Source organism: Citrobacter arsenatis, assembly GCF_004353845.1.
Taxonomy (GTDB): Bacteria; Pseudomonadota; Gammaproteobacteria; order Enterobacterales; family Enterobacteriaceae; genus Citrobacter; species Citrobacter arsenatis.
This window is the reverse complement of sequence record NZ_CP037864.1, coordinates 3204461-3228811: the sequence shown is the minus strand read 5'-3', so window position 1 is coordinate 3228811 and position 24351 is coordinate 3204461. Positions and strand designations below refer to the sequence as shown.

Annotated in this window: 29 protein-coding genes; 8 read left to right on the top strand and 21 right to left on the bottom strand. The window is 52.1% G+C overall.

Annotation, left to right across the window (positions count from 1 at the left end; all coding sequences use genetic code 11):
- Nucleotides 1-5: 5 nt before the first annotated feature.
- The 6 genes from phsB (at nucleotide 6) to E1B03_RS16815 (ending at nucleotide 4970) form a co-directional block, all read left to right on the top strand.
- Nucleotides 6-584 carry a thiosulfate reductase electron transport protein PhsB gene (gene phsB, locus E1B03_RS16840; RefSeq protein WP_133086602.1) on the top strand — a complete coding sequence of 193 codons (579 nt, stop codon included), beginning with the start codon at nucleotides 6-8 and terminating at the stop codon, nucleotides 582-584.
- Nucleotides 581-1348 carry a thiosulfate reductase cytochrome B subunit gene (gene phsC / locus E1B03_RS16835; protein ID WP_103771305.1) on the top strand — a complete coding sequence of 256 codons (768 nt, stop codon included), beginning with the start codon at nucleotides 581-583 and terminating at the stop codon, nucleotides 1346-1348. Before phsB ends, phsC begins: the two co-directional genes overlap by 4 nt.
- 139 nt (nucleotides 1349-1487) lie before the next feature.
- Nucleotides 1488-2660, top strand: coding sequence for a serine-type D-Ala-D-Ala carboxypeptidase DacD (gene dacD / locus E1B03_RS16830; RefSeq protein ID WP_133086601.1), 1173 nt, complete (start codon nucleotides 1488-1490; stop codon nucleotides 2658-2660).
- A 123-nt stretch (nucleotides 2661-2783) separates the two neighbouring features.
- A complete protein-coding gene (sbmC, locus tag E1B03_RS16825) occupies nucleotides 2784-3251 on the top strand; it encodes a DNA gyrase inhibitor SbmC (protein ID WP_133086600.1) in 468 nt (155 codons plus the stop codon).
- A gap of 86 nt (nucleotides 3252-3337) precedes the next feature.
- A complete protein-coding gene (locus tag E1B03_RS16820) occupies nucleotides 3338-4396 on the top strand; it encodes an FUSC family protein (protein WP_103771302.1) in 1059 nt (352 codons plus the stop codon).
- A 238-nt stretch (nucleotides 4397-4634) separates the two neighbouring features.
- Nucleotides 4635-4970 (top strand): DUF496 family protein, encoded by a 336-nt coding sequence (locus tag E1B03_RS16815; protein WP_103771301.1) that lies wholly within the window; start codon nucleotides 4635-4637, stop codon nucleotides 4968-4970.
- 40 nt (nucleotides 4971-5010) lie between these two features.
- On the opposite strand, the gene E1B03_RS16810 is transcribed toward E1B03_RS16815, so the two are convergent.
- The 21 genes from E1B03_RS16810 to pduA form a co-directional block, all read right to left on the bottom strand.
- Nucleotides 5011-5877, bottom strand: a complete 867-nt coding sequence (locus tag E1B03_RS16810; RefSeq protein ID WP_103771300.1) for a GHMP family kinase ATP-binding protein — start codon at nucleotides 5875-5877, stop codon at nucleotides 5011-5013.
- A 92-nt stretch (nucleotides 5878-5969) separates the two neighbouring features.
- Nucleotides 5970-7184, bottom strand: coding sequence for an acetate/propionate family kinase (locus E1B03_RS16805; RefSeq protein ID WP_103771299.1), 1215 nt, complete (start codon nucleotides 7182-7184; stop codon nucleotides 5970-5972).
- The gene (gene pduV, locus E1B03_RS16800; RefSeq protein WP_103771349.1) at nucleotides 7169-7621 is read right to left on the bottom strand and encodes a propanediol utilization protein PduV; all 453 of its coding nucleotides are present in this window, start codon (nucleotides 7619-7621) and stop codon (nucleotides 7169-7171) included. Before pduV ends, E1B03_RS16805 begins: the two co-directional genes overlap by 16 nt.
- A 3-nt stretch (nucleotides 7622-7624) precedes the next feature.
- Nucleotides 7625-7975, bottom strand: coding sequence for a propanediol utilization microcompartment protein PduU (gene pduU, locus E1B03_RS16795; RefSeq protein ID WP_016156881.1), 351 nt, complete (start codon nucleotides 7973-7975; stop codon nucleotides 7625-7627).
- Entirely contained in the window at nucleotides 7975-8529 is a 555-nt protein-coding gene (pduT, locus tag E1B03_RS16790; RefSeq protein ID WP_003030201.1) for a propanediol utilization microcompartment protein PduT, read from the bottom strand. The genes pduU and pduT overlap by 1 nt, the downstream gene beginning before the upstream one ends.
- 2 nt (nucleotides 8530-8531) lie before the next feature.
- The gene (gene pduS, locus E1B03_RS16785) at nucleotides 8532-9887 is read right to left on the bottom strand and encodes a cobalamin reductase PduS (protein ID WP_133086599.1); all 1356 of its coding nucleotides are present in this window, start codon (nucleotides 9885-9887) and stop codon (nucleotides 8532-8534) included.
- Nucleotides 9884-10996, bottom strand: coding sequence for a 1-propanol dehydrogenase PduQ (locus E1B03_RS16780; RefSeq protein WP_103771297.1), 1113 nt, complete (start codon nucleotides 10994-10996; stop codon nucleotides 9884-9886). Before E1B03_RS16780 ends, pduS begins: the two co-directional genes overlap by 4 nt.
- A gap of 10 nt (nucleotides 10997-11006) precedes the next feature.
- Nucleotides 11007-12392 (bottom strand): CoA-acylating propionaldehyde dehydrogenase PduP, encoded by a 1386-nt coding sequence (gene pduP / locus E1B03_RS16775; protein ID WP_133086598.1) that lies wholly within the window; start codon nucleotides 12390-12392, stop codon nucleotides 11007-11009.
- On the bottom strand, nucleotides 12389-13396 hold the full coding sequence (pduO, locus tag E1B03_RS16770; protein ID WP_133086597.1) for a two-domain cob(I)yrinic acid a,c-diamide adenosyltransferase PduO: 1008 nt from the start codon (nucleotides 13394-13396) through the stop codon (nucleotides 12389-12391). Before pduO ends, pduP begins: the two co-directional genes overlap by 4 nt.
- Nucleotides 13397-13404: 8 nt before the next feature.
- The gene (locus E1B03_RS16765; RefSeq protein ID WP_003030211.1) at nucleotides 13405-13680 is read right to left on the bottom strand and encodes a EutN/CcmL family microcompartment protein; all 276 of its coding nucleotides are present in this window, start codon (nucleotides 13678-13680) and stop codon (nucleotides 13405-13407) included.
- Between the two features lie 3 nt (nucleotides 13681-13683).
- On the bottom strand, nucleotides 13684-14175 hold the full coding sequence (gene pduM / locus E1B03_RS16760) for a microcompartment protein PduM (protein ID WP_103771294.1): 492 nt from the start codon (nucleotides 14173-14175) through the stop codon (nucleotides 13684-13686).
- On the bottom strand, nucleotides 14172-14804 hold the full coding sequence (locus E1B03_RS16755; RefSeq protein ID WP_103771293.1) for a phosphate propanoyltransferase: 633 nt from the start codon (nucleotides 14802-14804) through the stop codon (nucleotides 14172-14174). The genes pduM and E1B03_RS16755 overlap by 4 nt, the downstream gene beginning before the upstream one ends.
- Nucleotides 14804-15268: a BMC domain-containing protein gene (locus E1B03_RS16750; RefSeq protein WP_103771292.1), complete on the bottom strand. Its 465-nt coding sequence runs from the start codon at nucleotides 15266-15268 to the stop codon at nucleotides 14804-14806. Before E1B03_RS16750 ends, E1B03_RS16755 begins: the two co-directional genes overlap by 1 nt.
- Nucleotides 15269-15292: 24 nt before the next feature.
- Nucleotides 15293-15568: a propanediol utilization microcompartment protein PduJ gene (gene pduJ / locus E1B03_RS16745; RefSeq protein WP_001057752.1), complete on the bottom strand. Its 276-nt coding sequence runs from the start codon at nucleotides 15566-15568 to the stop codon at nucleotides 15293-15295.
- A gap of 19 nt (nucleotides 15569-15587) precedes the next feature.
- On the bottom strand, nucleotides 15588-15938 hold the full coding sequence (locus E1B03_RS16740; RefSeq protein ID WP_133086596.1) for a glycerol dehydratase reactivase beta/small subunit family protein: 351 nt from the start codon (nucleotides 15936-15938) through the stop codon (nucleotides 15588-15590).
- Nucleotides 15928-17760, bottom strand: a complete 1833-nt coding sequence (locus E1B03_RS16735) for a diol dehydratase reactivase subunit alpha (protein ID WP_133086595.1) — start codon at nucleotides 17758-17760, stop codon at nucleotides 15928-15930. The genes E1B03_RS16740 and E1B03_RS16735 overlap by 11 nt, the downstream gene beginning before the upstream one ends.
- 15 nt (nucleotides 17761-17775) lie before the next feature.
- Nucleotides 17776-18294, bottom strand: coding sequence for a propanediol dehydratase small subunit PduE (pduE, locus tag E1B03_RS16730; RefSeq protein WP_043016824.1), 519 nt, complete (start codon nucleotides 18292-18294; stop codon nucleotides 17776-17778).
- Nucleotides 18295-18308: 14 nt separating this feature from the next.
- Nucleotides 18309-18983, bottom strand: coding sequence for a propanediol dehydratase medium subunit PduD (pduD, locus tag E1B03_RS16725; RefSeq protein WP_003844241.1), 675 nt, complete (start codon nucleotides 18981-18983; stop codon nucleotides 18309-18311).
- A gap of 10 nt (nucleotides 18984-18993) precedes the next feature.
- A complete protein-coding gene (gene pduC / locus E1B03_RS16720; RefSeq protein WP_003030249.1) occupies nucleotides 18994-20658 on the bottom strand; it encodes a propanediol dehydratase large subunit PduC in 1665 nt (554 codons plus the stop codon).
- An 18-nt stretch (nucleotides 20659-20676) separates the two neighbouring features.
- Nucleotides 20677-21489 carry a propanediol utilization microcompartment protein PduB gene (gene pduB, locus E1B03_RS16715; RefSeq protein ID WP_003834129.1) on the bottom strand — a complete coding sequence of 271 codons (813 nt, stop codon included), beginning with the start codon at nucleotides 21487-21489 and terminating at the stop codon, nucleotides 20677-20679.
- Nucleotides 21489-21770: a propanediol utilization microcompartment protein PduA gene (pduA, locus tag E1B03_RS16710; protein WP_003030255.1), complete on the bottom strand. Its 282-nt coding sequence runs from the start codon at nucleotides 21768-21770 to the stop codon at nucleotides 21489-21491. Before pduA ends, pduB begins: the two co-directional genes overlap by 1 nt.
- Nucleotides 21771-22294: 524 nt before the next feature.
- On the opposite strand from pduA, the gene pduF reads away from it, so the two are divergent.
- Nucleotides 22295-23104, top strand: coding sequence for a propanediol diffusion facilitator PduF (gene pduF / locus E1B03_RS16705; RefSeq protein WP_103771287.1), 810 nt, complete (start codon nucleotides 22295-22297; stop codon nucleotides 23102-23104).
- A 201-nt stretch (nucleotides 23105-23305) separates the two neighbouring features.
- A complete protein-coding gene (pocR, locus tag E1B03_RS16700; protein ID WP_103771286.1) occupies nucleotides 23306-24217 on the top strand; it encodes a transcriptional regulator PocR in 912 nt (303 codons plus the stop codon).
- Nucleotides 24218-24351 lie beyond the last annotated feature (134 nt).

The window sequence follows — 24351 nt, the reverse complement described above, 5'->3', positions numbered from 1 at the left end:
ACATCATGAATCAATCTACAAACCCTTATGTCATGCTGCATGACGAGAAACGTTGTATTGGCTGTCAGGCCTGTACGGTTGCCTGCAAGGTACTGAATGACGTGCCGGAGGGATATAGCCGCTTACAGGTGCAGATCCGTTCACCAGAACATGAGCCTGAGGTGCTGTCCCACTTCCAGTTTGTTCGTGTTTCCTGTCAGCATTGTGAAGATGCGCCGTGCGTCAGCGTTTGCCCGACCGGGGCTTCATTTCGTGACGAAAACGGCATTGTACAAGTGGATAAATCTCGCTGTATTGGCTGCGACTACTGCGTGGCTGCTTGTCCGTTCCATGTGCGCTACCTTAACCCGCAAACGGGGATTGCCGACAAATGTAACTTCTGCGCCGATACTCGACTGGAAATCGGACAATCGCCTGCCTGTGTTTCCGTTTGTCCGACGGATGCGCTGAAGTTTGGTCGTCGCGATGACCCGGAAATTCAGCACTGGATCAATCAAAAAGAGGTTTATCGCCAGCAGGATACGCGTAGCGGCCCGGTAAGCGTTTATCGGCGTAAAGAGATCCATCAGGAGGGTAACGTATGAATTCTATCTGGGGAGCAGAGCTTAACTATGCGCCAGACTACTGGCCGCTGTGGCTCATTTATGCAGGCGTAGTTGTCGTGCTGATGATTGCGGGCCTGGTCACTCACGCACTGTTACGTCGGATGCTGGCACCCAAAACGGCCACCGGGGAAGAGCATCGGGACTACCTCTATTCGCTGGCTGTCCGCCGCTGGCATTGGGGCAATGCGCTGTTGTTTATCCTGCTTCTGCTGAGCGGTCTGTTTGGCCACTTCTCAGTCGGGCCGGTGGCATTGATGGTGCAAATCCATACCTGGTGCGGCTTCGCATTGCTGGCCTTCTGGATTGGCTTTGTGTTAATAAACGCAACCAGCGGCAACGGCTGCCATTATCGCGTGAAGTTGAATGGATTATTATCACGCTGCCTGCTGCAAACACGCTTTTATCTATATGGCATTATGAAAGGCGAGCCGCACCCGTTTGCCGCAACGGCAGAGGATAAATTCAACCCGCTACAACAGCTGGCCTATCTGGCTATCATGTACGCGCTGGTTCCACTACTGATCATCACGGGGTTGTTATGTCTCTACCCACAAGTGCCAGGGGCGGGGCCGGTGATGTTGGTGCTGCATATGGCGTTAGCGATTGTGGGTTTATTGTTCATCTGCGCGCATATTTATCTGTGCACGCTGGGCGACACGCCGGGGCAAATTTTCCGTAGTATGATCGATGGCTATCACCGCCATCGCAGCCATCACGCAGAGACCGCGCCGCGTAAAGGGTAGTTCCTGGCGTGATTTGTCCCTGAAATTCATTTCTGATAGCAAGAAAATGTGCCTTATGTCACATTTTCTTGCAATTTATCCATGTTTGTTCTTCAGAACTTCCGTAAAAAGAACGGCTATTTCTCCCTTTCCTGAGGACATGCTGTTGAAACGCCGTTTGTTTATTGCCGCTTCACTATTTGCGATGAGTTTTTCGCCCGCCTACGCGACCGACGTCGCAAGCTTCGCTCCACAACCTCCTGCCATTACTGCCGGGGCATGGGTATTAATGGATTACACCACGGGCCAAATCCTGACAGCCGGTAATGAACACCAGCAGCGCAATCCTGCCAGCCTGACTAAGCTGATGACCGGCTATGTTGTCGACCGCGCAATCGACAGTAAGCGCATTAGTCCCTCGGATATTGTCACTGTCGGGCGCGATGCGTGGGCAAAAGATAATCCGGTATTTGTCGGATCATCCCTGATGTTCCTGAAAGAAGGGGATCGCGTTTCGGTACGCGACCTCAGCCGTGGGTTAATTGTTGATTCCGGAAATGATGCTTGCGTGGCACTGGCGGATTACATCGCCGGGGGACAACCACAGTTCGTCGCGATGATGAACAACTATGCGCAAAAGCTGAACCTGCAGGATACCCATTTTGAAACGGTACATGGTCTGGACGCGCCGGGTCAGCATAGTTCGGCGTACGACCTGGCCGTGCTTTCCCGCGCAATCATCCACGGGGAACCGGATTTCTACCATATGTACAGTGAGAAAAGCCTGACCTGGAACGGTATCACGCAGCAAAACCGTAACGGCTTGTTGTGGGATAAAAGCATGAACGTTGATGGCCTGAAGACAGGGCATACGTCCGGTGCCGGCTTTAACCTGATAGCTTCCGCCGTGGATGGGCAGCGCCGCCTGATTGCGGTTGTGATGGGGGCGGAGAGTGCGAAAGGGCGCGAAGACCAGGCGCGTAAACTGCTGCAATGGGGGCAACACAATTTCGATACGGTGCAGGTTTTGCGTAGCGGTAAGCAGGTTGGTACTGAACGGATCTGGTATGGCGATAAAGAAAAAATCAGCCTCGGTACCGAGCAGGATTTCTGGATGGCCCTGCCCAAGACGGAAGTCCCTAACATCAAAGCAAAATATGTTCTTGATAAGAAAGAGCTGGTTGCGCCAATCGCTGCGCATCAACGTGTGGGTGAAATTGAACTCTACGATCGAGATAAGCTGGTGGCGCATTGGCCTCTGGTTACGCTGGAGTCCGTCAGCGAAGGCGGCGTTTTCTCACGTCTGAGCGATTATTTCCACCACAAGGCGTAGTTTTTCCTGATGCGGTTGACTGGCAAGAGTGCGAATCTGCTCACATAATAATCACTATTTCCTTGTGGCCAACATACCTAAAAATTATACTGTATATAAATACAGTGTAGCGGTGGAGGTTGTATGGAGTACGAGATAAAGCAGGTCGATAAACGCATGATTGCCGGTTTCCATATGCTTGGACCGTGGGAACAAACGGTTAAGCAGGGTTTTGAGCAGTTAATGAAGTGGGTCGACGGTAAACAGATTGTACCGCTGGAATGGATCGCCGTTTATTACGACAATCCTGACGTTGTTCCTGCGGAAAAACTGCGCTGTGATACCGTGGTCTCTGTGCCTGAAGGTTTTGCGATCCCGGAAAACAGCGAAGGGGTGATCCTCACCGAACTGGCGGGGGGCGACTATGCTATAGCCGTTGCACGTGTTGAGAATCACGATTTTGCGACGCCGTGGTACCAGTTCTTCGAACGCCTGATGCAGGATACGACTTACACCATAGCTCCTAAACCCTGCTTTGAAGTTTATATGAACAATGGCATGGAGGACGGTTACTGGGACATTGAAATGTACGTGCCAGTGCAGTCGAAGTAGCTGTTTTTGGTGTAAATCAGGATGATGTTTTCGCCGTAAAAACAGGTACAATTCTGTTCTTCGCTATTCCCTGACGGAGTGCATGAGTGCGTGCAGATAAGTCGCTGAGTCCTTTTGAAATTCGTTTGTATCGTCATTATCGTGTGGTGCATGGTATTCGCATTGCGCTGGCGTTTCTGCTTACTTTTCTGTTGGTACGCCTGTTAAACATCCCTGAAGGAACATGGCCTCTGATCACGCTGGTGGTGATTATGGGGCCAATTTCTTTTTGGGGTAACGTTGTTCCCAGAGCTTTTGAACGTATTGGCGGAACGATCCTGGGATCGGTTCTTGGGCTGATTGCCCTGCGTCTGGAGCTTTTTTCACTTCCACTAATGCTGATATGGTGCGCCGTGGCAATGTTTCTCTGCGGCTGGCTGGCGTTAGGTAAAAGGCCGTATCAGGCGCTGCTGATTGGCATCACGCTTGCTGTCGTTGTGGGCGCACCCGCCGGGGATATGAATACCGCGTTATGGCGCGGTGGCGACGTTATTTTGGGTTCATTACTGGCGATGCTGTTTACCGGCATCTGGCCGCAGCGGGCATTCATACACTGGCGTATCCAACTGGCACATTGCGTAACGGGGTACAATCGGGTGTATCAGGCCGCGCTATCCCCTAATTTGCTTGAGCAACCGCGGCTTGAAAAGCATTTACAGCAGCTCTTAAGCGACGTTGTCAAAATGCGCGGACTCATCGTTCCCGCCAGTAAAGAAACCCGTATTCAAAAATCAATTTTTGAGGCTATTCAAACGGTTAACCGTAATCTGGTCTGCATGCTTGAGCTGCAAATTAATGCGCTTTGGGCCAGCCGTACCAGTCACTTTGTCATGCTGAATGCGCATACTCTTCGTGAAACTCAACTCAGGACGCAGCAGGCCCTACTGACCATAACCCACGCTTTGTATGAAGGTAATCCGCAGCCGGTGCTTGCCAATACGGAAAAACTCAATGACACCGTGGCGGAGTTGCGTCAGCTCATTGCTGAGCATAAAGGCGATAATGTCGCAGAAACGCCCATTCACGGCTACGTTTGGTTGAACATGGAAATGGCGCGACAGCTGGAGTTGCTCTCGCATTTAATCTGTCGTGCGCTGCGCAAATAAAGAGCAGATGAGGCGATAGGTTCTACTGCTGCTTCGATTCAGCAAAGATTAGAGGTATGATACTGAAAAAGGCTAAAACCATTGGTAACTGCAATGGCTTTACCCTCGATAATTCAGGTTTCAACCATGCATTGTCGATGCAGATGCAACTTGAAGTATGGCGGGCATGAAAGTAATGTTGACCCACTTTAGCCGTTGTTTTAACGAATCCGAATCTCACATTATCAGGGGTGTAAAAATGGAAACTACCAAGCCTTCTTTCCAGGACGTGCTGGAATTTGTTCGTCTGTTCCGTCGTAAAAACAAATTGCAACGTGAAATTCAGGACGTTGAGAAAAAGATCCGTGACAACCAGAAACGCGTTCTGCTGTTGGACAACCTGAGCGACTACATCAAGCCTGGTATGAGCGTGGAAGCGATTCAGGGCATTATTGCCAGCATGAAAAGCGATTATGAAGACCGTGTTGATGACTACATCATCAAAAACGCCGAGATCTCGAAAGAGCGTCGCGATATCTCTAAAAAGCTGAAAGCGATGGGCGAAGTGAAAAACACCGAAGCGAAAGCCGAGTAACGATTTTATGCTTGTTCGGGTCGCTGCGGTGCGGCGACCCTTATTGCAATTTGACCCCGCCCGTGACCATCCGTAACAAATGCTGCTCCGGCCAGTGAGCCGTCAGTTTTTTCTGCACCAGCATCCATTTTATGTAATCCACATCATGACGCTTTCTGTCCAGCATCAGCCCGACTACGCTACCGCTGTGCGCGACGTTTACGCCGTATAAATCACATTCTTCTACCAGCGCTAACAGTGAATCAAAATCCGGTTTAGGTAACAGTAACTGGCTGGCGATCGCGCTAAGCGTAGCGGCTTCTCCCAGGCGGTAAGGATTTTGGCTGATACAGGCTTCTTGTACTTTTTCCCATGCCCGTTTGAGGGCCGCTGCTCCCGCTTGCAAACCGGAATGACGTGGAATACGGTGATAATCCGCGGTACGTAATGTTTCCGGACTTTCGAGAACCAGCAGATCGAGCTGAGGCTGAGCTTCACAGGAAATTTGCGTGGAGGCGTTGTTATGATCGAAAAGAGTAAGCTTACGAAAAACGGTGCTGTCGGTCGGTTCCAGCGAAACACAAAGCTGCGCCAGTAACGGTTCGTCCAGTTGATGACCCAGATGATGCGCCGTGGCGATAGCCGTGGCGGCAATATCCGCAGTGCTGCTCGCCATTCCTTTAGCGACGGGAATGGTTGACTGAACATCTATTCGGATATCCTGGCTTAGATGCGCCGGGTATTGCCAGTGCTGCAATAACCTGTCAACCATTGCCCGCGAAAGTGGACGTTCATCTGTCAGCGGTGAGCCTGAACTGACCTCAACGGTGCTATACCATTCGACCGGGCAGGAGACCAGTTTCTCACTGCCCAGAATCCAGCCCTGGATAAGTTCTCCGCACGATGCGGGACATTGCGCAACAGCCACGTCTTCACCTTTGTGTTCAGCAATCCTCGGCGCATAGTGTCATGGCGATCGCGCTATTACCATGATTTGCCGCAATTTGCGGTGCGGCAATGTCAGGCGGGAATGCCCAATGTCACAGTTTCTGATATCGCTAAACGCATTACATCATGGGCTATCATCAGCTCTTCATTGGTATTAATTACCGCCACTTTAACCACCGCATTTTCCGTCTGAATAAAGGTGGCATTACGCTGATTTTTTTCTTCATCAACGGCCAGTCCTAAGAAATTCAGGTTGTGACAAATTGCGGTGCGGGCCCGTGCTGAGTTCTCGCCAATTCCCCCGGTAAACACCAGCGCATCCAGTCCGCCCATCTGCATAATGTAGCTACCGATAGTGGCGCGAATCCGCTCGGCAAAAAGCGTCAACGCCAGTGCTGCCTGGTGATTGCCCGTATCTGCGGCATGTTCAACATCACGATAGTCGGGTGAAATACCAGAAACACCGAGTAATCCAGACTCATTGTTGAGCAATTGGTTGAGTTGCTGCGGAGTTTTGCCTTCGCGCAGGGCTATCCATGGCAAAATGGATGGATCAATATCGCCACTTCGTGTGCCCATCATTACGCCAGACTGCGGCGTAAAGCCCATAGACGTATTCACCGATTGCCCGCCTTTGATAGCGCAGATGCTGCTGCCGTTGCCCAGATGACAACAAACAACGCGCAAAGCGCTGAGCGGCACGCCCAGCTTTTCGGCCAGCTTAGCGCTGACGTACTTGTGGCTGGTGCCATGAAAACCATAACGACGAATACCCAACTCTGAATAGTAGCGCCAGGGCAGGGGATAGATGAATGAGGGCTCATCAAGAGTCTGATGAAAAGCCGTGTCAAAAACCGCAACGGCAGGTGTTTTCGGCAACAGCTGGCGGAATACCGCAATTCCCAACGCATTCACCGGATTATGGAGCGGTGCCAGTTCCGCAAGGCGTTCGATTTCCGCCAGTGTTTCATCGGTAACCAGCGCGGAATCTTTAAAGGATTCACCGCCGTGCGCGACGCGGTGGCCAACGCCGTCGATCTCTTCCAGACTGCTGATAATATTGTGACTGAGCAGTTTTTCCAGCAGTAGCGTTACTGCTTCACGGTGATCGGCTACGGGCAAAGTCTCCTGCCATTTCTGTGCTGGCGCTTTTAGGGTGACCTGCGCATCAGACATACCGATACGTTCGATCAGTCCCTGGCAAATCATTTCACCCTGCGGCATCGCCAGTAGCTGAAACTTAAGCGAGGAACTACCTGCATTAATGGCCATTATTTTATGAGACATGAAGGTTCCTTTGCATTGAGAAAAATGAACATCTCATCGACTCCGGTATTCTCCAGCGCGCTGGTGACAAATACTTTTTGCGCGCCAGCCTGAACTAACCAACTCTCCACGAGAGAAATACGCTGCGGGTTGGCTAAATCGGCCTTGGTGACGAGACCGATAACGGGACGGTTCATTGGTCCAGTAAAACCAGGAGAAAAGGGTGACCACGGCGCGTCAGCATTGAGAACCAGCGCGATGATGTCTGCTTCACAGGCGCTGGCCAGTAGTGCGCTGTACAGGCAGCGGTTTTCGAGATATTCACCCGGTGTGTCTATTGTCGTGGGAGACCAGACTATGGCCTGGGTCTTCTGATAGTGAAGCGCTTCTCCCCGCATGCACTGCGTGAGCGACGTTTTACCGCACTGGCTGGGGCCAATTAGCATTATGCGTTTCATGCGTTACGTCCGGGTAATGGGACAAGCGGTAAAACGCATCATTTCGCCCAGCGTTCGGGTTACCTGTTTCAACGCGTACTCAACGGCGGAAACATCGCCCGTCAGTACTACTGCGCCGGTAAACCGGTCGAGAAAACCAATCTCTACCGCCCCGGATTTCGTGGCGATATCACAGGCGATGATTGAGGCCTCGCTGGGGGTAATGGTCAAAATACCGATTGCAGAAACCGACTCTGGTAATCCCAGTTTCTTGAACAGATCCTTTCCAGGATTGGCGATAAGATGCGCCAGTGTGACCTGCTTACCAGGAACATATTCCTGAATCATACGATCCGTGGTGGGTTGTCTTTCCATTATCCCTCCACCATCTGTCGCCACATGCTTTCATGCGGACGAGGTATAACCGAGCGGTAAACCAGAAGACCTTTTTCACCCGCACTTTCACTGGCAACCGTCACGGCGTTATTCACATCAGACACATCGCCGGCAACGACCATGTAGCACTTGCCGCCAATACCAAATGCCATATGGACGCGTACCAGCGTAACGTTGGAGGCTTTAACCGCCCGGTCGGCGGCGCAGATGCAGGCCGCAACGCTCCATGTTTCGACAATGCCAACGGCCTGACGCTTATCCACGCTGTTTAGTCCGCTGATTGCGGGGAGTACGCTGGCGTGAATATTGGGGAGTACCAGACTGTCGACGAGCATATCGCCAGCCAGAGATGTTCCAGTGGCAATCGCCTGCTGTACGGCACCTACGTCACCACCGAGCATGAGCAAAAATTTTCCCGGGCAGATGGTCTTGCTGACCAGTAAATTCACATTCGCGCTTTTTAACATGGCATCGCCAGCTTCCATTCCTTTGGCAATGCTGGTGAGTTCTAAAATCCCTATAGCCTGAGACATGATTAACCTCTTATTACCGTGATGGATTGCTCAGTGATTTCGCTGACAATGCCGTCAATACTGGCGTGGACAGGTGCGCCTAATGCACCGGATGGCACATCGGCAACGCATTGACCACGAGCAACGCGTTCGCCCTGCTGTACACATGGAATGGCACTGGCACCAATATGTTGGCGTAGCAACAGCGTCGTTTTATCTGTGGAATAATCTGTCTCCGCCAGTGGCGCATCGTGATACCAGTCGCTAAGACCTAGTTTGGCGATAAGGCGCTTAACCGGGATTAGCCGGTACTTCGCCATTTCATCCTCAGGATTTAGCGGCCCTTCATAACGATGGTTGAGCGCCCGCAACTCGCGTTTAAGCATGCGGTTGATTCGCATCGGTGAAATCCCAACCGGACAGGCTACGCTTTCACACACATTGCATTCTGAACAGGTCAGGGCCGTGAGTAGCAATTGTGGTGTGGCAGCCTGCTGATAATTAACCGCACGAACCAGCAGGTGTGGTGATAATTCATGGCCGATCAAATGCCTTGGGCACAAATCCGTACACAAACGGCACTGCTCGCAAACGGTTTTTGCTACAGAAAGCACCGTACGTTCATCCTGCATTCGCCTCTGAATCAACGCATGAGACTTCGGCAAAACCAGCAGGCCCCCGGTGGTTTTGCTTACGGGAGTATCGAGTGAAGTAATCAGGCTGCCCATCATCGGACCCCCATTAATAAAGCCGGGATCGTCAACGGTTGCCCCACCGGCCAGCGCCAGAACATCACGTAAAGAAATTCCGATAGGGACAGTGAGAGTGATTGGTTTGGCGACTGCGCCGTTAATGGTCAGGGTTCGACGCGTTACGGGGTACTGCTGTTCAACTGCTCTGGCGATGTTGAGCACGGTCTGGACGTTATTGACCACCACGCCGACGCTGACCGGCAGCGCGGCAGGCGGAACTCTCCGACCCGTTGCCATCCAGATGGTCAAAACCTCGTCACCTGCAGGGTAGACGTCAGGCAAAATATGTAAGCGAATCCCGGCAGGCAGAAGGGGCGTTAACGCATTGATAGCCTTTTGGTATTTCTCTTTGAGCGCAATAATACCGGCACTGGCTCCGGTCGCCGTCATTGCATATTGAACGCCGCGAATAAGTCGCTCAGCCTGGACGGCCATCAACTGCTGGTCAACTTTCAACATCGGCTCACACTCTGCCGCATTGACCAGAAACGTATCGACCTGCGCCTGTAATTTTACGTGAGCAGGAAAGCCCGCGCCTCCGGCCCCGACAACTCCCGCAGCGCGAACGCGTTCGCGAATTGTTTGCGCATCATAAAGCGTGGACTCTGGCGTCATGGCTGTCTTCATAATAATTCCTCAAGCAGTTCCTGCATGGCACTGGCGTCGGCAACACGAGGATTGGTTTGCAGCGTGACGTCAGCCAGCGCGGCCTGAACCATCGACGGTATACGTTGTGACCAGGCTTGCTTTCCGTCTTTAAGCGCGTCAACAAAAGAAGGTAACGCGCACTGTTTTTTGAGTAGCTCGATATGACGAATGAGCGCATTCAATGCCGCAGTATCGTTCGCGTTATCCGGGCATAAGTGACAGGCTTTAGCGAAACGGGCATAGCGCTTTGCAGCCCGCGGATCGCGGGCATTAAAATGAATGACATGGGTCAGCAGTAGCGCATTGGCAAGCCCGTGCGGCAGATGAAACTGACCGCCCAATTGATGGGCAATCGCATGATTGATCCCCAGTCCGGCCTGACTAAATGCCATTCCCGCGAGCGTTGACGCGTTGTGCATTTTCCCTCTGGTTGCCAGGCACTCGCCTTTACTAACGGCGACAGGTAGGTACTGGAAGACGATTTGTGCTGCTTTTTCAGCCAGCGCGTCAGTGAAGTCGCTTGCCTTCGTGGACACGTAAGCTTCCAGTGCATGCGTTAACACGTCCATGCCGGTATTCGCGGTTATGGCTGGCGGAACGCTGACGACCAGCATCGGATCCAGGATGGCCATGTCCGGATAAAGCGCATTATTAAATAATGGATATTTAATGCCTTTATCCGGATCGCTAATCACGCAGGCGCTGGTAACCTCCGAGCCTGTGCCGCTGGTGGTGGGGATAGCGACACAGGTTTCAATTTCAATACCGAACTGTCGGCTGAACCAGACGATGGCTTTTGCTGCGTCCAGTGCTGAGCCACCACCAAAACCAATGACGACATCCGGTCGCAGGGACTGCATTTGCGCAATCCCTTGAACTACTGTGCTAATGGTGGGATCGGGGGTGATATCGCTGAAAATACTGATGCGGTTATCCGCTGGTAGAGCGTCGCGCAGCTTTTCAATCAGGGGAGAACGCGCGAGAAAACCATCGCAGATAATCCAGATATGCTTATTCGTGAAGCGCTTGAGCACATCCAGACTTCCCTGGCCGCTGTACAATCGAGTTTGCAGTGAAAAGCTTTTCATAACGGCCCCATTAGCGAATAGAAAAACCGTTTGTCAGCACACAACGACGAGAGCGTGCGAACGTGCGCGCAGATGTTGTTCCTTCGCCGGTTGGCGTCGCAATAGTGAAAGTTGTAAAGCCTTCACCACCCACGCCAATCCCGGCGTAAGAGGGGCCATTTTTCACAAAGATGGAGGTCTGAAGCGTGCGCGCGGCAAGGTTCAAACGTGACACATTCTGCGAATGCATAATGGCGGTGTGATGCAATCCCTCTTCAACCTTCAGTGCCAGGGTTAACGCACTGTCAAAATCGCTCACCATGACGACGGGAAGCATTGGCATCAATTGCTCACTGGTAACCCACGGGTCATCTGCCTTGGCGATGCCTATCAGTAATCGAGGTGCTTTAGCCGGAACCGGTATTCCCGCCGCTTCCAGTAAGGTTGCCGGGCTTTTCCCTACCAGTTTTTTATTAGCCATGCCTTCTGACAGACAGGCTGCGCGCAGTTTGTCTACCTCTTCGCTATTGAGAAGCATCGCACCAAAAGACTGCATCTGTTGAACCAGGCGTTCGGCAACGGCATCAACAACAATCAGGCTTTTCTCAGCAATGCAGGGGAGGTTGTAATCAAAGGATGCGCCATTGATGATATCCTCCGCCGCCTTAACCAGGTCGGCTGTTTCATCAACAATGCAGGGCGGATTGCCTGCGCCTGCGCCAATGACTTTTTTCCCGCTTTTCATGCCCATAGCAACAATGCCTGGACCACCGGTAATCGCCAGAACTGCGATTTTAGGGTGCGCCATCATCTGCTGGGTAGCCTCAAAAGTGGGTTCTGTGACCGTGACGACAAGATTGCGAATCCCGCAGCAGCGAAAAGCAATATCTTCAATCATGGCAATCAGCTTCAGTGAAACCGCTTTAGCACCCGGATGCGGGCTAAAATAAACGCTGTTTCCCGCAGCCAGCATACTGATGCTGTTGTTAATAATGGTTTCCGTCGGGTTGGTACTGGGGGCGACGGAGCCAATTACGCCAAATGGAGAATACTCAAATAACACCATGCCGCCGTCGCCGGTTAGCGCCGTGGTGGTGAGATCTTCGATACCCGGCGTGTTATCCAGCGCTGCTTTATTTTTAAGGAACTTATCCTCTTTGTTGCCCATTCCCGTTTCGGCAGCGCTCTCGGCAGCCAGTGAAGCCAGTTGAGGCGTCAGTTCTTCGCGCAGGGCATTTATGATGGCGCTGCGGGTTTTCAATGGACATTGCTGGTAACGCAGAAAAGCCTGATGAGCGGCATCGATCGCTTCGCCAACCGACGGAAAAATTCCGTTGCTCTTAACGTCTGTTTTTGCCGGGGCGAGTTGCTCACTCAAAATGTTACGAATAAGGGTTTCAAGTTCTGAAGTATTCATTGATGTGTTCTCACGTTAATCGCCGCAATGGCCGTTTCTGCAATGTCCATATCCTGCTCAACGCTTCCCCCGCTGATGCCAAGACCCCCAAGGAGTAAACCTTCACGCCATAATGCGTACCCGCCACCGAAGGTGACGACTTTTCCCTGCATATGGCTTTCCAGACCATAAAGCGCGGCGCCTGGTTGTACCGCTGAGGACAGCTCATGCGTGGCGGTTTTCATCGCCACGGCAGTCCAGGCTTTCTTCGGTGCCAGTTCGCTACTGACGAGTAATGCGTCAGGCATACGCCAGGCCACCGTTTGGGTCCCGTTCGCATCAACAATGCTGATGACAACCGGAACCCGAAGTTCTTCTGCTCTCGTTACCGCAGCGCGAGTGAGTTGGTGGAGTTCCTGAAAAGACAGCGACATAGCCGGCTCCCTGATGGCTGAGGTTCGAGTGGCGGCGAGATAGCGCTCCGCCACTTTCTGAATAATGTCGTTTTGATGGGCGTCATGATCTTCTGCTCGCGCAAGCGCGTATAAGCAGTCGGAAAGGCGATTGATATAACGCATCAGCACGTGCCTGACGGAGATCTCGGTGGAGAGTTCGACCAGCCGTCTCTCTGCGCGACGAGCCAGCGTGCGGGCAAAGTGCAGACGGCTGGCAGCTTCGCTGCGGCCAGGTAAAATAAAACTACGCAGGGGCGACACTCTTCCCATTGCGGTATCGATGGCGGCCTCTAGAGCTGCAATTTCTTCCGAGCTGATATAGCGCTGCTCTGGTGTAGGCTGTTCGCTCTCGCTTGCCAGTTCGGCACTGAACCAAAAAATCTGCAGCTGAATATTTTCAAGTAACAGGCGGTGTTGTGGATTTTTCACCGCACAAACGCACAGGCTTAGCGCCGCATTAAGTTCATCCAGCGTACCGTAAGCCTCGACGCGTGGGTGCGTTTTGCTCACGCGTTGCCCGGTAAAAAGGGCCGTTGTGCCGGCATCGCCAGTGCGGGTATAAATCGCCATAGTTCCTCCTAACGAGAAAGCGTGTCGACAATGCCGACGATCGCCAAATCGATGGCCTCATTAGGGCCAGAAAAAACGTGTCTGGCACTGGAGCCGCTGCTGAGTAATACAAGTTCTCCGGTTCCTGCGCCGACAGAATCAACGGCAACTTCATCTCCACTTACTGGTGATGCGGGAAGCTCTCCATCAGCACTCACCCGACGTACCAGCAACAGTTTTTTTCCCACCAGTGATGGGGATTTTTGCGTGGAAACCACAACGCCTGTAACCCGTGCCAGATGCATAGCTCACTCCTGCTTAATTAATTGGATATTTCGCGTACCGACCGCTTCCTGAGCCAGAGCCGTCACGACACAGCGACGGCGTAGCACCAGCACGCCATCCTTCAATTGGGCGACGTTGGCATAGCTGAGAAGTTTTTCAGGATGCAAAACGATAATGCGTCCCAGCTCATCACTGAACTCCAGCGGCAGACGCGCGAGTTTTTTCACCGGGATCGCGGGTAACAATTGGTGTTGTAGTGAAATTTTCACGCGGACTCCGCATGCCAGCGCTTCGTGAATCGTTACCACCGACGTGTTGGCTGGGCTGCCCTCGGCAATTTGCTGCAGTAATGGCAGGTCGACCTGCAGGAGGTGGAGCGACGAGTACTGGCAGCACAATGTCCGTGAATCAGTTTCCCGTAACTGCGCGACGCTAAGAGAAAGCGAGCTTTCCGCGCGTTTTTTTAATCGGGAAACAACCTCCTCGATAATGCGTTGCAGCAGTTCGCTGTTCATCGTGAGCTCACCAGTGTGGCAAATGCCTGCGGATTATCAGCGCCTGCAGCATTGGCTTCGTCTGTATCGATATGCATCTCAAGGCGCATATCCGGCGAAACGCGTACGGCGACGTTATCGAAAATCAGTCGACGTTCATCGCCATTTATGGCGACAGAGACTTTATCGCCATGGGAAACCCGCAGGATCAGGGCATCGAGTGGCGACATATGGATATGCCGTTGGGCAACGATTACCCCGGATGTTAAGTCCAGCTCAGCAAATGGACTGACGAGGTGAACGCCAGGCGTGCCCTCGATATTGCCAGACATCCGCAACGGGGCAGCAATTCCCAATGTGCGGGCGTCGGTTCGGGAAATTTCGACCTGACTGGTGCTCCGCAGTGGGCCGAGTAAACGCACATTTTTTAACTGACCTTTTGGCCCCACCAGCGTGACGGTTTGCTCTGCCGCATATTGTCCTGGCTGCAACAGCCCTTTTTTCTCGCTAATAGGGTGATTGGGAAACAAACGGTCGTAATCTTCAGCGCAAAGATGAATATGGCGATTAGAGATCCCCAGCGGAATAGGGCGCTCGCGCATTTCATCCAGAACTTTGGTGACCGTTGTCTCCAGTTGCTGTTTGTCCATCACGCTTCACCTCGTTTGCCAGAGTGCAGACAAAGAGAGCGCGGCTCGCCCTTTTGACGGGGGCAGGCAGGGTCAAGACACAGATTGCAGCTAATCAGTTCTGCATCTTGCGGCGCTTCAGGTGCTGCCGGGTCTACAAACATCTCCTCATGCGCTACGGCTGGTGTAGGCTCAGGGGTCGGTTCAGACTTCTCAATAACGCTATGTGACAGGATACCGTCCCCTGGTCTGGATATGACTTTGTGGGCCACCAGCCCGTCACGGTGTTCTGCGAAACTGACACCGGTGGAAATGGCCGCCTGGACGGAGGCCACATCCCCGATTATCTTGATCACCGTCCAGCCTGAGCCGTTGGTTTTTTCGAGGCCCACCAGCGTGATGGAGGCGGCTTTCGCCATGACGTCCGCGCAACTGATGGCTAATGCCAGACCACTAACTTCAAGTAATCCCAGTGATTGCTTCACGCTGTGCTCCTTGGTTTTAACGGCTTAAGCGGATTTAGGTAAAATGGCTTCAACGTCGCTGTGCGGACGCGGGATAACGTGGCAGGATTTCACCTCACCAACGGCGCTCGCCGCTGCGCTTCCGGCATCTACGGCAGCTTTTACCGCGCCGACATCGCCGCGAACCATAACGGTGATAAGACCTGAGCCGATTTTTTCGTAACCAACCAACTGCACGTTTGCGGATTTCACCATGGCATCAGCGGCTTCAATAGCACCGACAAGCCCTTTTGTTTCAACCAGTCCCAGTGCGTTATTCATACTGCTTTTCTCCTGTGGGTTATGAGTGGCATTCCCGGAACGGAATGCCTTTAACCAGCCGCGCAGCGTTATTACCAATGCTGCGACGAGCGTGGCTATCTTGTTGATACGTCAGCGTAAAAAGTGGCGCTGATGTGGGTAAGTTTTTGTAGTGCACGACCAGTTTTTCGCGATTGCAGCCAATGCCAACCAGCAATGGCGATTGGCAGGCCGCCAGCCATGCGTTGTGGATAACGTCAGTTGATTGGCTCACCTGAATCACAAAGGGGATTCCTTCTTCTTCAATACCCAGCAGCACGTCATTCCAGACGTCAATGCAGTCAGAAGTGGTGAAGATAACGATGGTGGGCGTGGTGTGATTACTTTCCATGAGCGAACGCCTTGTGCCAGGAGAGAATCAGCCCGGTCGCAACCGCATTGCGTGGACCCTCGATGCCACGAATGTTGCCGCGCCCGGCAACCAGGCGATAATGTGCCAGTGCATCGGTAACCAGTTGCGGAACTTCGAAGTCCAGAGATGAGCCGCCAACCAGTACCACAAAGGGAATATCCCGAATGTTCCCGGTCGGACTCACCTGACGTAACGCTCTGAGCGCATTGGTAACGAAAACGCGTTCTTTCGCGCTGCGGCGAATGGCCCGCACTTTCTCCAGCGCCAGTTCGCCTGGCAGTGGCACCAGTTCATCGGGTTTTACTACACACACGCGGGCAAAAACCGTTGGTGGGAGAGGCGTGGGGAAGAACTGGACGCTGCCATCTTCGTGGCGAAGATGGAACAAGCTTTCGACTTTTGCCAGTGGGTGCTTTTTGATCTCTTCAGCGAGATAACGGTCATCCAGCCCCAGTTCACGGGTAATGATCATCGTGACCATATCGCCCGCGCCCGCCAGGTGTGTGGCAATAATTTCGCCTTTCGGGTTGATGATGGAGGCGTCAGTCGATCCCGCACCAAGATCCAGAATAGCCAACGGTCGCGTCGTGCCTGGCGTGGTGAGGGCCCCCAGAATGGCCGCTTCGGCTTCGGCGCCACCAACCTGGACGTCAATGTTGAGCTTTTGTGTGATTTCCTGGGCAATCATCGCCATTTGCAGGCGGTCTGATTTCACCATGGAGGCAATTCCGACAGCCTGTTCAAGCGAGAACTCACCAGCCAGGCCACCTGTTACGCTGACGGGAACCGAGGTATCGACTGCCAGCAGATCCTGAATAAAAATCTCGTGGCTGGGTTTGTTGGTTAATTCAGCCATTGTCTGGCGCACATGTTCCAGCATGCCGCCAATATTGGTACCCGCTTCTCCGGTAACGTTATCCAGTTTTGGGCATTCACCAACCGCTTTCATAATCGCTTCAGCGCCAGCTGCAACGTCGACGCGCACGGTACGACCCTGCGACTGTAGCTCCAGATTTCCGGCAGGAATGGCTCGTGCTTTCACATCTCCTGACGGTGTTTTCACCACCACGGCAGAACGGTTGCCGATCAGCGCCCGCGCCATCGGGACAATATTTTTAGTCTCGTCGGCATTAAGGCCAAAGACGGTTGCAATTCCGTAGGGGTTAGAAAGCGTTTCAATAACCTTTCCTGGGACCGCGACCTCAATGGCTGCCAACATACCCAACGGGATGCGGTCAATATGAAGGACTTCATCGACGATGGGCAGGGGCTGGGTCAGACGATTACTGACCAGTACGCCATCGTCCTGCTGCAAAATAACGCCAGTTAGCCGGTATCCGGCGCGTACGGAGGCATTAATCATCGTGGCGACATCGGCGAAATCAAATGCCGATGACACCACCAGAATGTAGGGCGTATCCGCCGGGCGACTGAGCAGGTCTTCCGGCGTAATAGTGACGCCCACGCCTAACCCGACGCCGCCTGGCGTTTTAGGGTTGTGGCCGATCATGGTGGATTCAGTGATGATGGTTTCGGTGATCGTTTCCATCGCCACGTCGCCAATGACCGGGGTGGCTTCGTTAATACGGATGAGCGAAATATCGCTGACATTGATACCGGCGTTTTTTGCCGCCAGCGTAAGTGCCTCCTGAATGCCAAACACATTACGTAATGTGCCCTTAATCCCGGTGGTTTCCGCCAGCGCGCTGCCGGTGATGCTCAGCGCGCCAGACTCATCCAGGATAGCCAGAGCGACTTCCGTTGATGAGTTGCCTATGTCAATGCCAGCTATATATCGCATGATCCTGTCCCTGAGTTAGTCGTCGCCTTTGAGTTTTTTACGCTCAACGTACAGCGCTGCCGCTTCACGAACGAAAGCTGCACAGATCTTGGCCTGATAACGATTTTCGAGATCGTCAGCGATGGCCATCAGCTCATCTTTCGTTGAGCGGTACGGGCGCAGCGCGTTGTAGATCTCAAGAATGCGATCGTCAGGAACAGCGGTTAGCTCAGCGGCGCGCTCGAAGTTCATCGCCAGTCTGTCACGTCCGGCATCTTTGGCGATTTCCGCCTGCAGGCGCAACGTTTCAGGGGTGATGCGCATGTCCTGCGCCGTCACCTTGTTGCTCAGAACATTTTCGAGCGTGAAATCATCCAACGTTTTGTTGGTTGCGGTTTTTACCCACTCAGGATGTTTATTCGCGAGAGGGTAATCCGTGACTTTCGCGGTATGTGTTGATGAGCTCGCCGCAGCAGGAGTTACGGACTCGCCTTGCAGGCTGTTCATCCGGCTCAGCACATCCCGAACCATCGATTCAATTGCATCGGTATTCATGGAGTTATCCTTTATTAAAGCGCCACGCGCAGTTCCTGCGGGTTTTTGCCCGTCACGACGTATTTAGTCTCTTTTATGTGCAGAATGGCCGATTTCGCCTGGTACTTAGGGCGAGCCATCTGGTCATTCAGAGTAGGAACCGGTTGCGGAGACTCACGCTTGGCATAACGCGCGGCGTTTTTACCGATCTGGCGATAGGTTTCCAGCGTCAGAAGCGGTGCCTGAGGGAACAATTCCAGGTTAGAAAGCGGCGGCAGACCCTGCTGGTGGATAACCGTTGTGCCTTTTGACTGGATGCCGATAGAGATCCCGGAACCGCTCAGACGGTTACCTTCCACAGCGACGAATGCCACATCGGAGGATTTAAAGCAGCGAATAACGCGCGCTTTAATACCTTCCTCTTCAATACCGGCAATCACCTCGCGCAAGATATTCTTATGCGGGATCCCTACAATATTGACGGTTTGCGACAGTCCAAACGCCGGACCTACGGCAATAATCACTTCATCCTGCTGCTGGCCTTGTTTGGCTTCACCAATCTCGGTCAGAAAGCTGTCTCCCTGTGCCGCAGCAGCCTGAGGCGCGCTAGCCGCTGTCGATGCGCGGAATGAGACGGGTTTGTCGCTGGTTTGCATTTCAGACAGTACGTCTTCAATTATCTGGCGCAGCAGCTTTTCATTGATTTCCATTTTTCACCCCTTAGCCAAGTTCGTTGGGATCAAGTGCGCCAGGGATATTTTTGATCTCTTCCCAGCGTTCGCCTTGCAGGCGATAACCTGTTGCCGGACCGGCATAGTCATTGACGTCATTTACTGCGGATAGCACCTGTCCGTCGCCAACGATAATGGCGGAGGTATGCAGATAATCCCCGGTTAGCTTGGCTTTCTGGATGTTGAGCATGTCCTGAGCGACATCGGTAAAACCGCCCTGAGCAAGGGCTTTCACCACTTCCAGACCGTTACGGTTTTTATTGATGATCTCTTGTGCAAACTTGATGTCTTCAACGATGTTTCGCTCCGGCATATCTTTCGAACCGTGGGCGTAGGTTGCAGCTTCCACCTCTTCATCCGTGATTGGCGGTAATCCCATTCCAGCAAAGACGGCCTGCAGTGCGCGCGCCGCTTTGTTACGAATGGCGATAACGTCTTCTTCACGAACCGGACGCAGTCCCCCATCTACCTTGAGGTCACGCTGGAGAACGTTGTAGTCGTCAAAATCTTCAGCATCCTCGTTCGAACCCGCAAACATGTTGTCGTAGTTCGGCACTGCGGAATAACCGGAAGAGATGAAGTCAGTACCCGGCAGGAACTGCATCAGCAGGCGGGCAGTACGACGCATATCCGAGTGGGTAAAGGTTTGGTCGTTGCTGGAGGCGCATTCCAGATCCAGAGAAGAACAGATCAGGTTTTCAGCAAGCACCGCACGAATGCCTGATGGCACAGCGGAAGGCACGCCGATGCAGCTTACGGAACCGTTCTGTAAACCCTGTACGCCAGCGGCTTTGGTGATGTAAATACAGCGGGCTTCCAGATATAGCATCGATTTGCCTTCGGCGTAACCCATCTGAACTTCTGAGCCAGATCCGGAGGTAAAGCGCATTTTCAGACCGCGAGAGGCGTAGGAAGAGGCGAGGAAGCCTTTCGACCATGGCGTATCGTCGCCGTCGGTAAAGACGGGTTCAGTACCATAGACGGAGATGGTTTCCGCGTAGCAGGTGTGGCCTAACATGCCGAGTTTAAGTTCGGTCGCTTCTTCCAGTGAACACTGGGTTAATACGCCAGGGCGTCCAACCTGTGAGCCGACTAACAGCGCAATGGCGTTAAATGGCGCATAACGCGCAACGGCAACGGTTGTTTCCTGTTCGTCGAACCCGCGCCATGCGCCTTCAGCGGCATCAGCGGCAATTTGCACCGGGTTATCTTTAACGTTTGTAACGTGCGCCTGTTGAGATGGGGTCCGGCGAGCACGCATTTTCTGCATGGCCATCATCATCTCAACGACATTCATATGGGACACCACTTCGACAATTTTTGCCGGCGTCATTGCGGTGGTCAGCGGCACAATGTCTTTGCGCTTCACGTTAGGATCGCAAAGCATATTGGCGAGTTTGACCGAGTCCATCGCCATGACTTCTTCAGCGCGCGCCAGGTTAATGCCATAACGGGCAATGAAATGGTCAATTAAGTCAAATTCACTGGCAGATTTACCGTCCAGCTCAGTGACTGTACCGTTGACGATTTTAATCGACGGTTTGGGGTCGTTCGGGCTTTCCATCGCAATGAAGCCTTCTTCGATCCACTCCTTAACGAAGCCATCCTGGTTCACAGGGCGCTTCGCCAGTGCTTCAAATCTTTTCGATCTCATGAATCAGCCTCACTGATATCAGATGTAGGACGGACGATCGTTTTTCGGCTCTGAGCCGAGGGTCCCGAGTACGGTTTTACCGATTTCACGGGCGGAGATAACGGCCTGGCGAACAGCGCCGGAATCACCTGAAATGACCAGGATGGCTTCGTTACTGAAGCTGGTGCCATGGGCAGGGGAGCTGTAGGCCACAACTTCCACGTTGGCGGATTTCAGCGCAGTATCAGCCATCAGGACACCCACGGATGCTGGCGCGCCGACGATGACGCCGCAGGCGCGACCAATTGGTGCGCCAAAGGCTTTTTCCAGCGCGTAGCTGGCGCGTGCGGTGTATTGCATCTCGATGTGACCGGCTTCGTTGGCATAAACATCGCCAAAGGTGCGATCCAGCTCTTTCAACGCGACTTCAATACCGCGTTTCACGTCGGAAACATCGTTGCCGCCGAGAATAATCAACGAACCGTGACCCGCGCCGCCTTTCGTATCACGTGGCAACTCAATACTGACGACTTCGGTATTGGTGGCTTTTACCGCTTCATCGGCGGCCATGATGTGCGGGCCCGCACCAGTACGTGCGCCGAGGATGCCAATGGAGCGATAACGTTTTTCAAGCTTCATCGCGTCCAGTAAGGCGCTGTCTACGTTGGCGATTACCAGACCGACGGTGTCGCCAATCGCAGTACCGACAAACTCCGTTAAACTGCAGCTTTTCTCTGCCATAGCCGTTTCTCGTGTTGGAGGATTATTTTCAGGGATAGCCTGCTGTTCCGGCGTTGCCACGCGAGCAATCACCTGCGCCATGATCTGTTCAACCAGCTCATTGCTGCTCATTAGCTAATTCCCTTCGGTAAGATTTTTTCTACATCGGTATGCGGGCGTGGAATGACGTGTACGGCTTTCACTTCTCCCACGTTACGTGCTGCGGCGGCACCTGCATCTGTTGCTGCTTTGACTGCACCGACATCGCCGCGGACAATGACTGTTACCAGCCCTGAACCAATTTTTTCGTAGCCGACCAGCATTACATTGGCTGACTTCACCATTGCATCTGCGGCCTCTATGGCTGCAGTTAAGCCTTTGGTTTCTACCATTCCTAACGCTTCTTGTTGCATAAAGACCTCGCCTGGGTTGTCCCGATTTTCATGACTATAAAAAGAAGCGAGGAAAAAGAATGGCTGACTTGAAAGTAAGAGTGAAAAAATAGTGAGGTTAGGGTGATATAAAATTGCTGTTTTTTATTGTATGTGGTTGTTTTTGTTGATTATTTTTGATTTTAACAATGTGACTATTTGGCTATGTTAATTCCATATTTACACTTTTTCTGGTGACAGGATAAATATCCTTTGCTATGCGGGGAAATGAAATTGTGATGATGGTTTGAAAACAGGATTCTGCCATTCGCAATATTTTATTATTTATAAATAGAGTCAGTAATAGTGGGATGCCCTGTTTTCTGGCCGTTTTTAATAAAAATGATGGCAAGAATTTGCTATCGTCACACGATTTTAAAAGTCATACCGCTCGCAGATTGCCAACAATTTGCCGACACGCCTTTTTATAGTAAGCCTCGAAGTATTCTACTTGCCAGCAAGGAGTCCGCTGGTAAAGACACGAACTCTGCTTAGAAGGTGTCACAATGAACGATTCACTAAAAGCGCAATGCATTGCTGAGTTTTTGGGTACCGGGCTGTTTTTGTTTTTTGGCATTGGATGCCTGAGCGCCCTGAAAGTCGCAGGTGCCAGCCTGGGATTGTGGGAGATCTGCATCATATGGGGTCTGGGGATCTCGCTTGCGGTCTACCTGACTGCCGGGATTTCTGGGGCGCATCTCAACCCTGCTATCACCATTGCTCTGTGGTTGTTTGCCTGCTTTCCGGGGCGCAAAGTTTTACCTTACACCGTGGCACAGGTCGCGGGTGCCTTCGGTGGCGCACTGCTGGCTTATTTGCTCTACGGCAGCTTGTTTACCGAGTATGAATCGGCCCACCAGATGGTGCGCGGCAGTCTGGAAAGCCTGCAGCTTGCCAGTATTTTTAGTACCTATCCTGCGGCGGCACTCAGCGTGTGGCAGGCTGCGTTAGTCGAAGTGGTGATTACCTCCATTCTGATGGGGATGATCATGGCGCTGACTGACGACGGTAACGGTGTGCCAAAAGGTCCGTTGGCCCCCTTGTTGATTGGTCTTCTGGTTGCTGTTATTGGCGCTTCAACCGGTCCGCTCACCGGATTTGCCATGAACCCGGCACGTGATTTTGGCCCTAAATTGTTTGCGTGGATGGCCGGATGGGGAGATGTTGCGATGACCGGTGGACGTGATATTCCTTATTTCATCATCCCGATTGTGGCGCCCATCATCGGCGCTTGCGCGGGTGCAGCAATTTATCGTTATTTTATTGGCAAAAATTTACCGTGTAATACGTGTAAGCTGGAGGAAAATGAGAGCTAGCTTCACAGAATAAGTTTATTTTTGAAAGGTAAAAACTGTTTTCGTGATCCGGTTTCCTGAACCGCTGAAAAAGTCTCCCAACACTGGGAGACTTTTGTTATGTTCAATGATGACTTTCATCAATGCTCAGGATGGCAGGATGAAAATGAATGTGAATAATATGTTTTATTTATAACAATAAATTAACTGAGAGGTTTTATCATGATTTCTGCGAGTGCCCTGAACTCAGAACTCATTAATAAAATCGCACAGGATTTTGCGCAGGCCACCAGTCTGGCCGTTGTGGTTGTCAATATTCACGGTGATGAAATTTCTGAGCTTTTTAATTTCACCCCTTTTTGCCAGCTGATGCGCCAGCACCCCCAGCACAGTACTCGTTGTCGTATGAGCGATCGCTGTGGAGGGCTGGAAGCCTCTAAATCCGATCAACCCTGCATCTATCGCTGTCACGCCGGACTTACTGATTTCTCAATCCCGTTGGTCATTGCGGGCCACCTGGTTGGGTTTGTACTCTGTGGTCAGGTACGCTTAAGTAATGATGTTGGGCTGGTTGATATTCTGAACGTCGATGACCGTTGGCAAGCAGACCCCGAACTGGTCAGCGAATTTCGTAATGTACCGGAGATGGACTATTCGCGAGTCATCGCTTCTGCGGATCTTCTCAAGCTCATCGTAGAAAATTGTCTTAAGAAACAACTTAATTTTGTTGTGATCAAAGATAACCCGCAGCAGTCAGAGCCGGTACGTGCAAGCCGCGGTACCAATCCTCATGACAGCAAAATGAAAAAAGCTCTGCGCTATATTGATGCACATTTATCAGACGAATTGCGTCTGGAAGATGTCGCCTCCCATGTTTACCTTAGCCCTTATTATTTCAGCAAATTGTTCAAAAAGTATCAGGGCATCGGTTTTAATGCCTGGGTAAACCAACAGCGAATGGCCAGTGCCAAAGAGTTGCTTTGTCACAGTGACTGGAGCATAGCCAGCATCGCACGTAATTTAGGCTTTTCGCAAACCAGTTATTTTTGCAAAGTTTTTCGTCAAACGTATCAGGTCACACCGCAGGCATTTCGCCAGCAAATAAATGTCATTTCACGTGGTGAATCCGCTTAAATAGCAATATTTTGCTATTGCCGATTTTTGATATAGGGCGCTATGTCAGTCATTATAAAATGAAAAGTAACAACAGCAGTCAATAAATTGTCATAGCGCAACAAAATAATGGTATTAGAAGGATAAACTGCACC

Bases quoted from the DNA above. Each gene is read 5' to 3' on its own strand.
- phsB (WP_133086602.1), top strand. From the start codon at position 6: ATGAATCAATCTACAAACCCTTATGTCATGCTGCATGACGAGAAACGT.
- phsC (WP_103771305.1), top strand. From the start codon at position 581: ATGAATTCTATCTGGGGAGCAGAGCTTAACTATGCGCCAGACTACTGG.
- dacD (WP_133086601.1), top strand. From the start codon at position 1,488: ATGCTGTTGAAACGCCGTTTGTTTATTGCCGCTTCACTATTTGCGATG.
- sbmC (WP_133086600.1), top strand. From the start codon at position 2,784: ATGGAGTACGAGATAAAGCAGGTCGATAAACGCATGATTGCCGGTTTC.
- E1B03_RS16815 (WP_103771301.1), top strand. From the start codon at position 4,635: ATGGAAACTACCAAGCCTTCTTTCCAGGACGTGCTGGAATTTGTTCGT.
- E1B03_RS16805 (WP_103771299.1), bottom strand. From the start codon at position 7,184: ATGTCTCATAAAATAATGGCCATTAATGCAGGTAGTTCCTCGCTTAAG.
- pduV (WP_103771349.1), bottom strand. From the start codon at position 7,621: ATGAAACGCATAATGCTAATTGGCCCCAGCCAGTGCGGTAAAACGTCG.
- pduU (WP_016156881.1), bottom strand. From the start codon at position 7,975: ATGGAAAGACAACCCACCACGGATCGTATGATTCAGGAATATGTTCCT.
- pduT (WP_003030201.1), bottom strand. From the start codon at position 8,529: ATGTCTCAGGCTATAGGGATTTTAGAACTCACCAGCATTGCCAAAGGA.
- pduS (WP_133086599.1), bottom strand. From the start codon at position 9,887: ATGAAGACAGCCATGACGCCAGAGTCCACGCTTTATGATGCGCAAACA.
- E1B03_RS16780 (WP_103771297.1), bottom strand. From the start codon at position 10,996: ATGAAAAGCTTTTCACTGCAAACTCGATTGTACAGCGGCCAGGGAAGT.
- pduP (WP_133086598.1), bottom strand. From the start codon at position 12,392: ATGAATACTTCAGAACTTGAAACCCTTATTCGTAACATTTTGAGTGAG.
- pduO (WP_133086597.1), bottom strand. From the start codon at position 13,396: ATGGCGATTTATACCCGCACTGGCGATGCCGGCACAACGGCCCTTTTT.
- E1B03_RS16765 (WP_003030211.1), bottom strand. From the start codon at position 13,680: ATGCATCTGGCACGGGTTACAGGCGTTGTGGTTTCCACGCAAAAATCC.
- pduM (WP_103771294.1), bottom strand. From the start codon at position 14,175: ATGAACAGCGAACTGCTGCAACGCATTATCGAGGAGGTTGTTTCCCGA.
- E1B03_RS16755 (WP_103771293.1), bottom strand. From the start codon at position 14,804: ATGGACAAACAGCAACTGGAGACAACGGTCACCAAAGTTCTGGATGAA.
- pduJ (WP_001057752.1), bottom strand. From the start codon at position 15,568: ATGAATAACGCACTGGGACTGGTTGAAACAAAAGGGCTTGTCGGTGCT.
- E1B03_RS16740 (WP_133086596.1), bottom strand. From the start codon at position 15,938: ATGGAAAGTAATCACACCACGCCCACCATCGTTATCTTCACCACTTCT.
- E1B03_RS16735 (WP_133086595.1), bottom strand. From the start codon at position 17,760: ATGCGATATATAGCTGGCATTGACATAGGCAACTCATCAACGGAAGTC.
- pduE (WP_043016824.1), bottom strand. From the start codon at position 18,294: ATGAATACCGATGCAATTGAATCGATGGTTCGGGATGTGCTGAGCCGG.
- pduD (WP_003844241.1), bottom strand. From the start codon at position 18,983: ATGGAAATCAATGAAAAGCTGCTGCGCCAGATAATTGAAGACGTACTG.
- pduC (WP_003030249.1), bottom strand. From the start codon at position 20,658: ATGAGATCGAAAAGATTTGAAGCACTGGCGAAGCGCCCTGTGAACCAG.
- pduB (WP_003834129.1), bottom strand. From the start codon at position 21,489: ATGAGCAGCAATGAGCTGGTTGAACAGATCATGGCGCAGGTGATTGCT.
- pduA (WP_003030255.1), bottom strand. From the start codon at position 21,770: ATGCAACAAGAAGCGTTAGGAATGGTAGAAACCAAAGGCTTAACTGCA.
- pduF (WP_103771287.1), top strand. From the start codon at position 22,295: ATGAACGATTCACTAAAAGCGCAATGCATTGCTGAGTTTTTGGGTACC.
- pocR (WP_103771286.1), top strand. From the start codon at position 23,306: ATGATTTCTGCGAGTGCCCTGAACTCAGAACTCATTAATAAAATCGCA.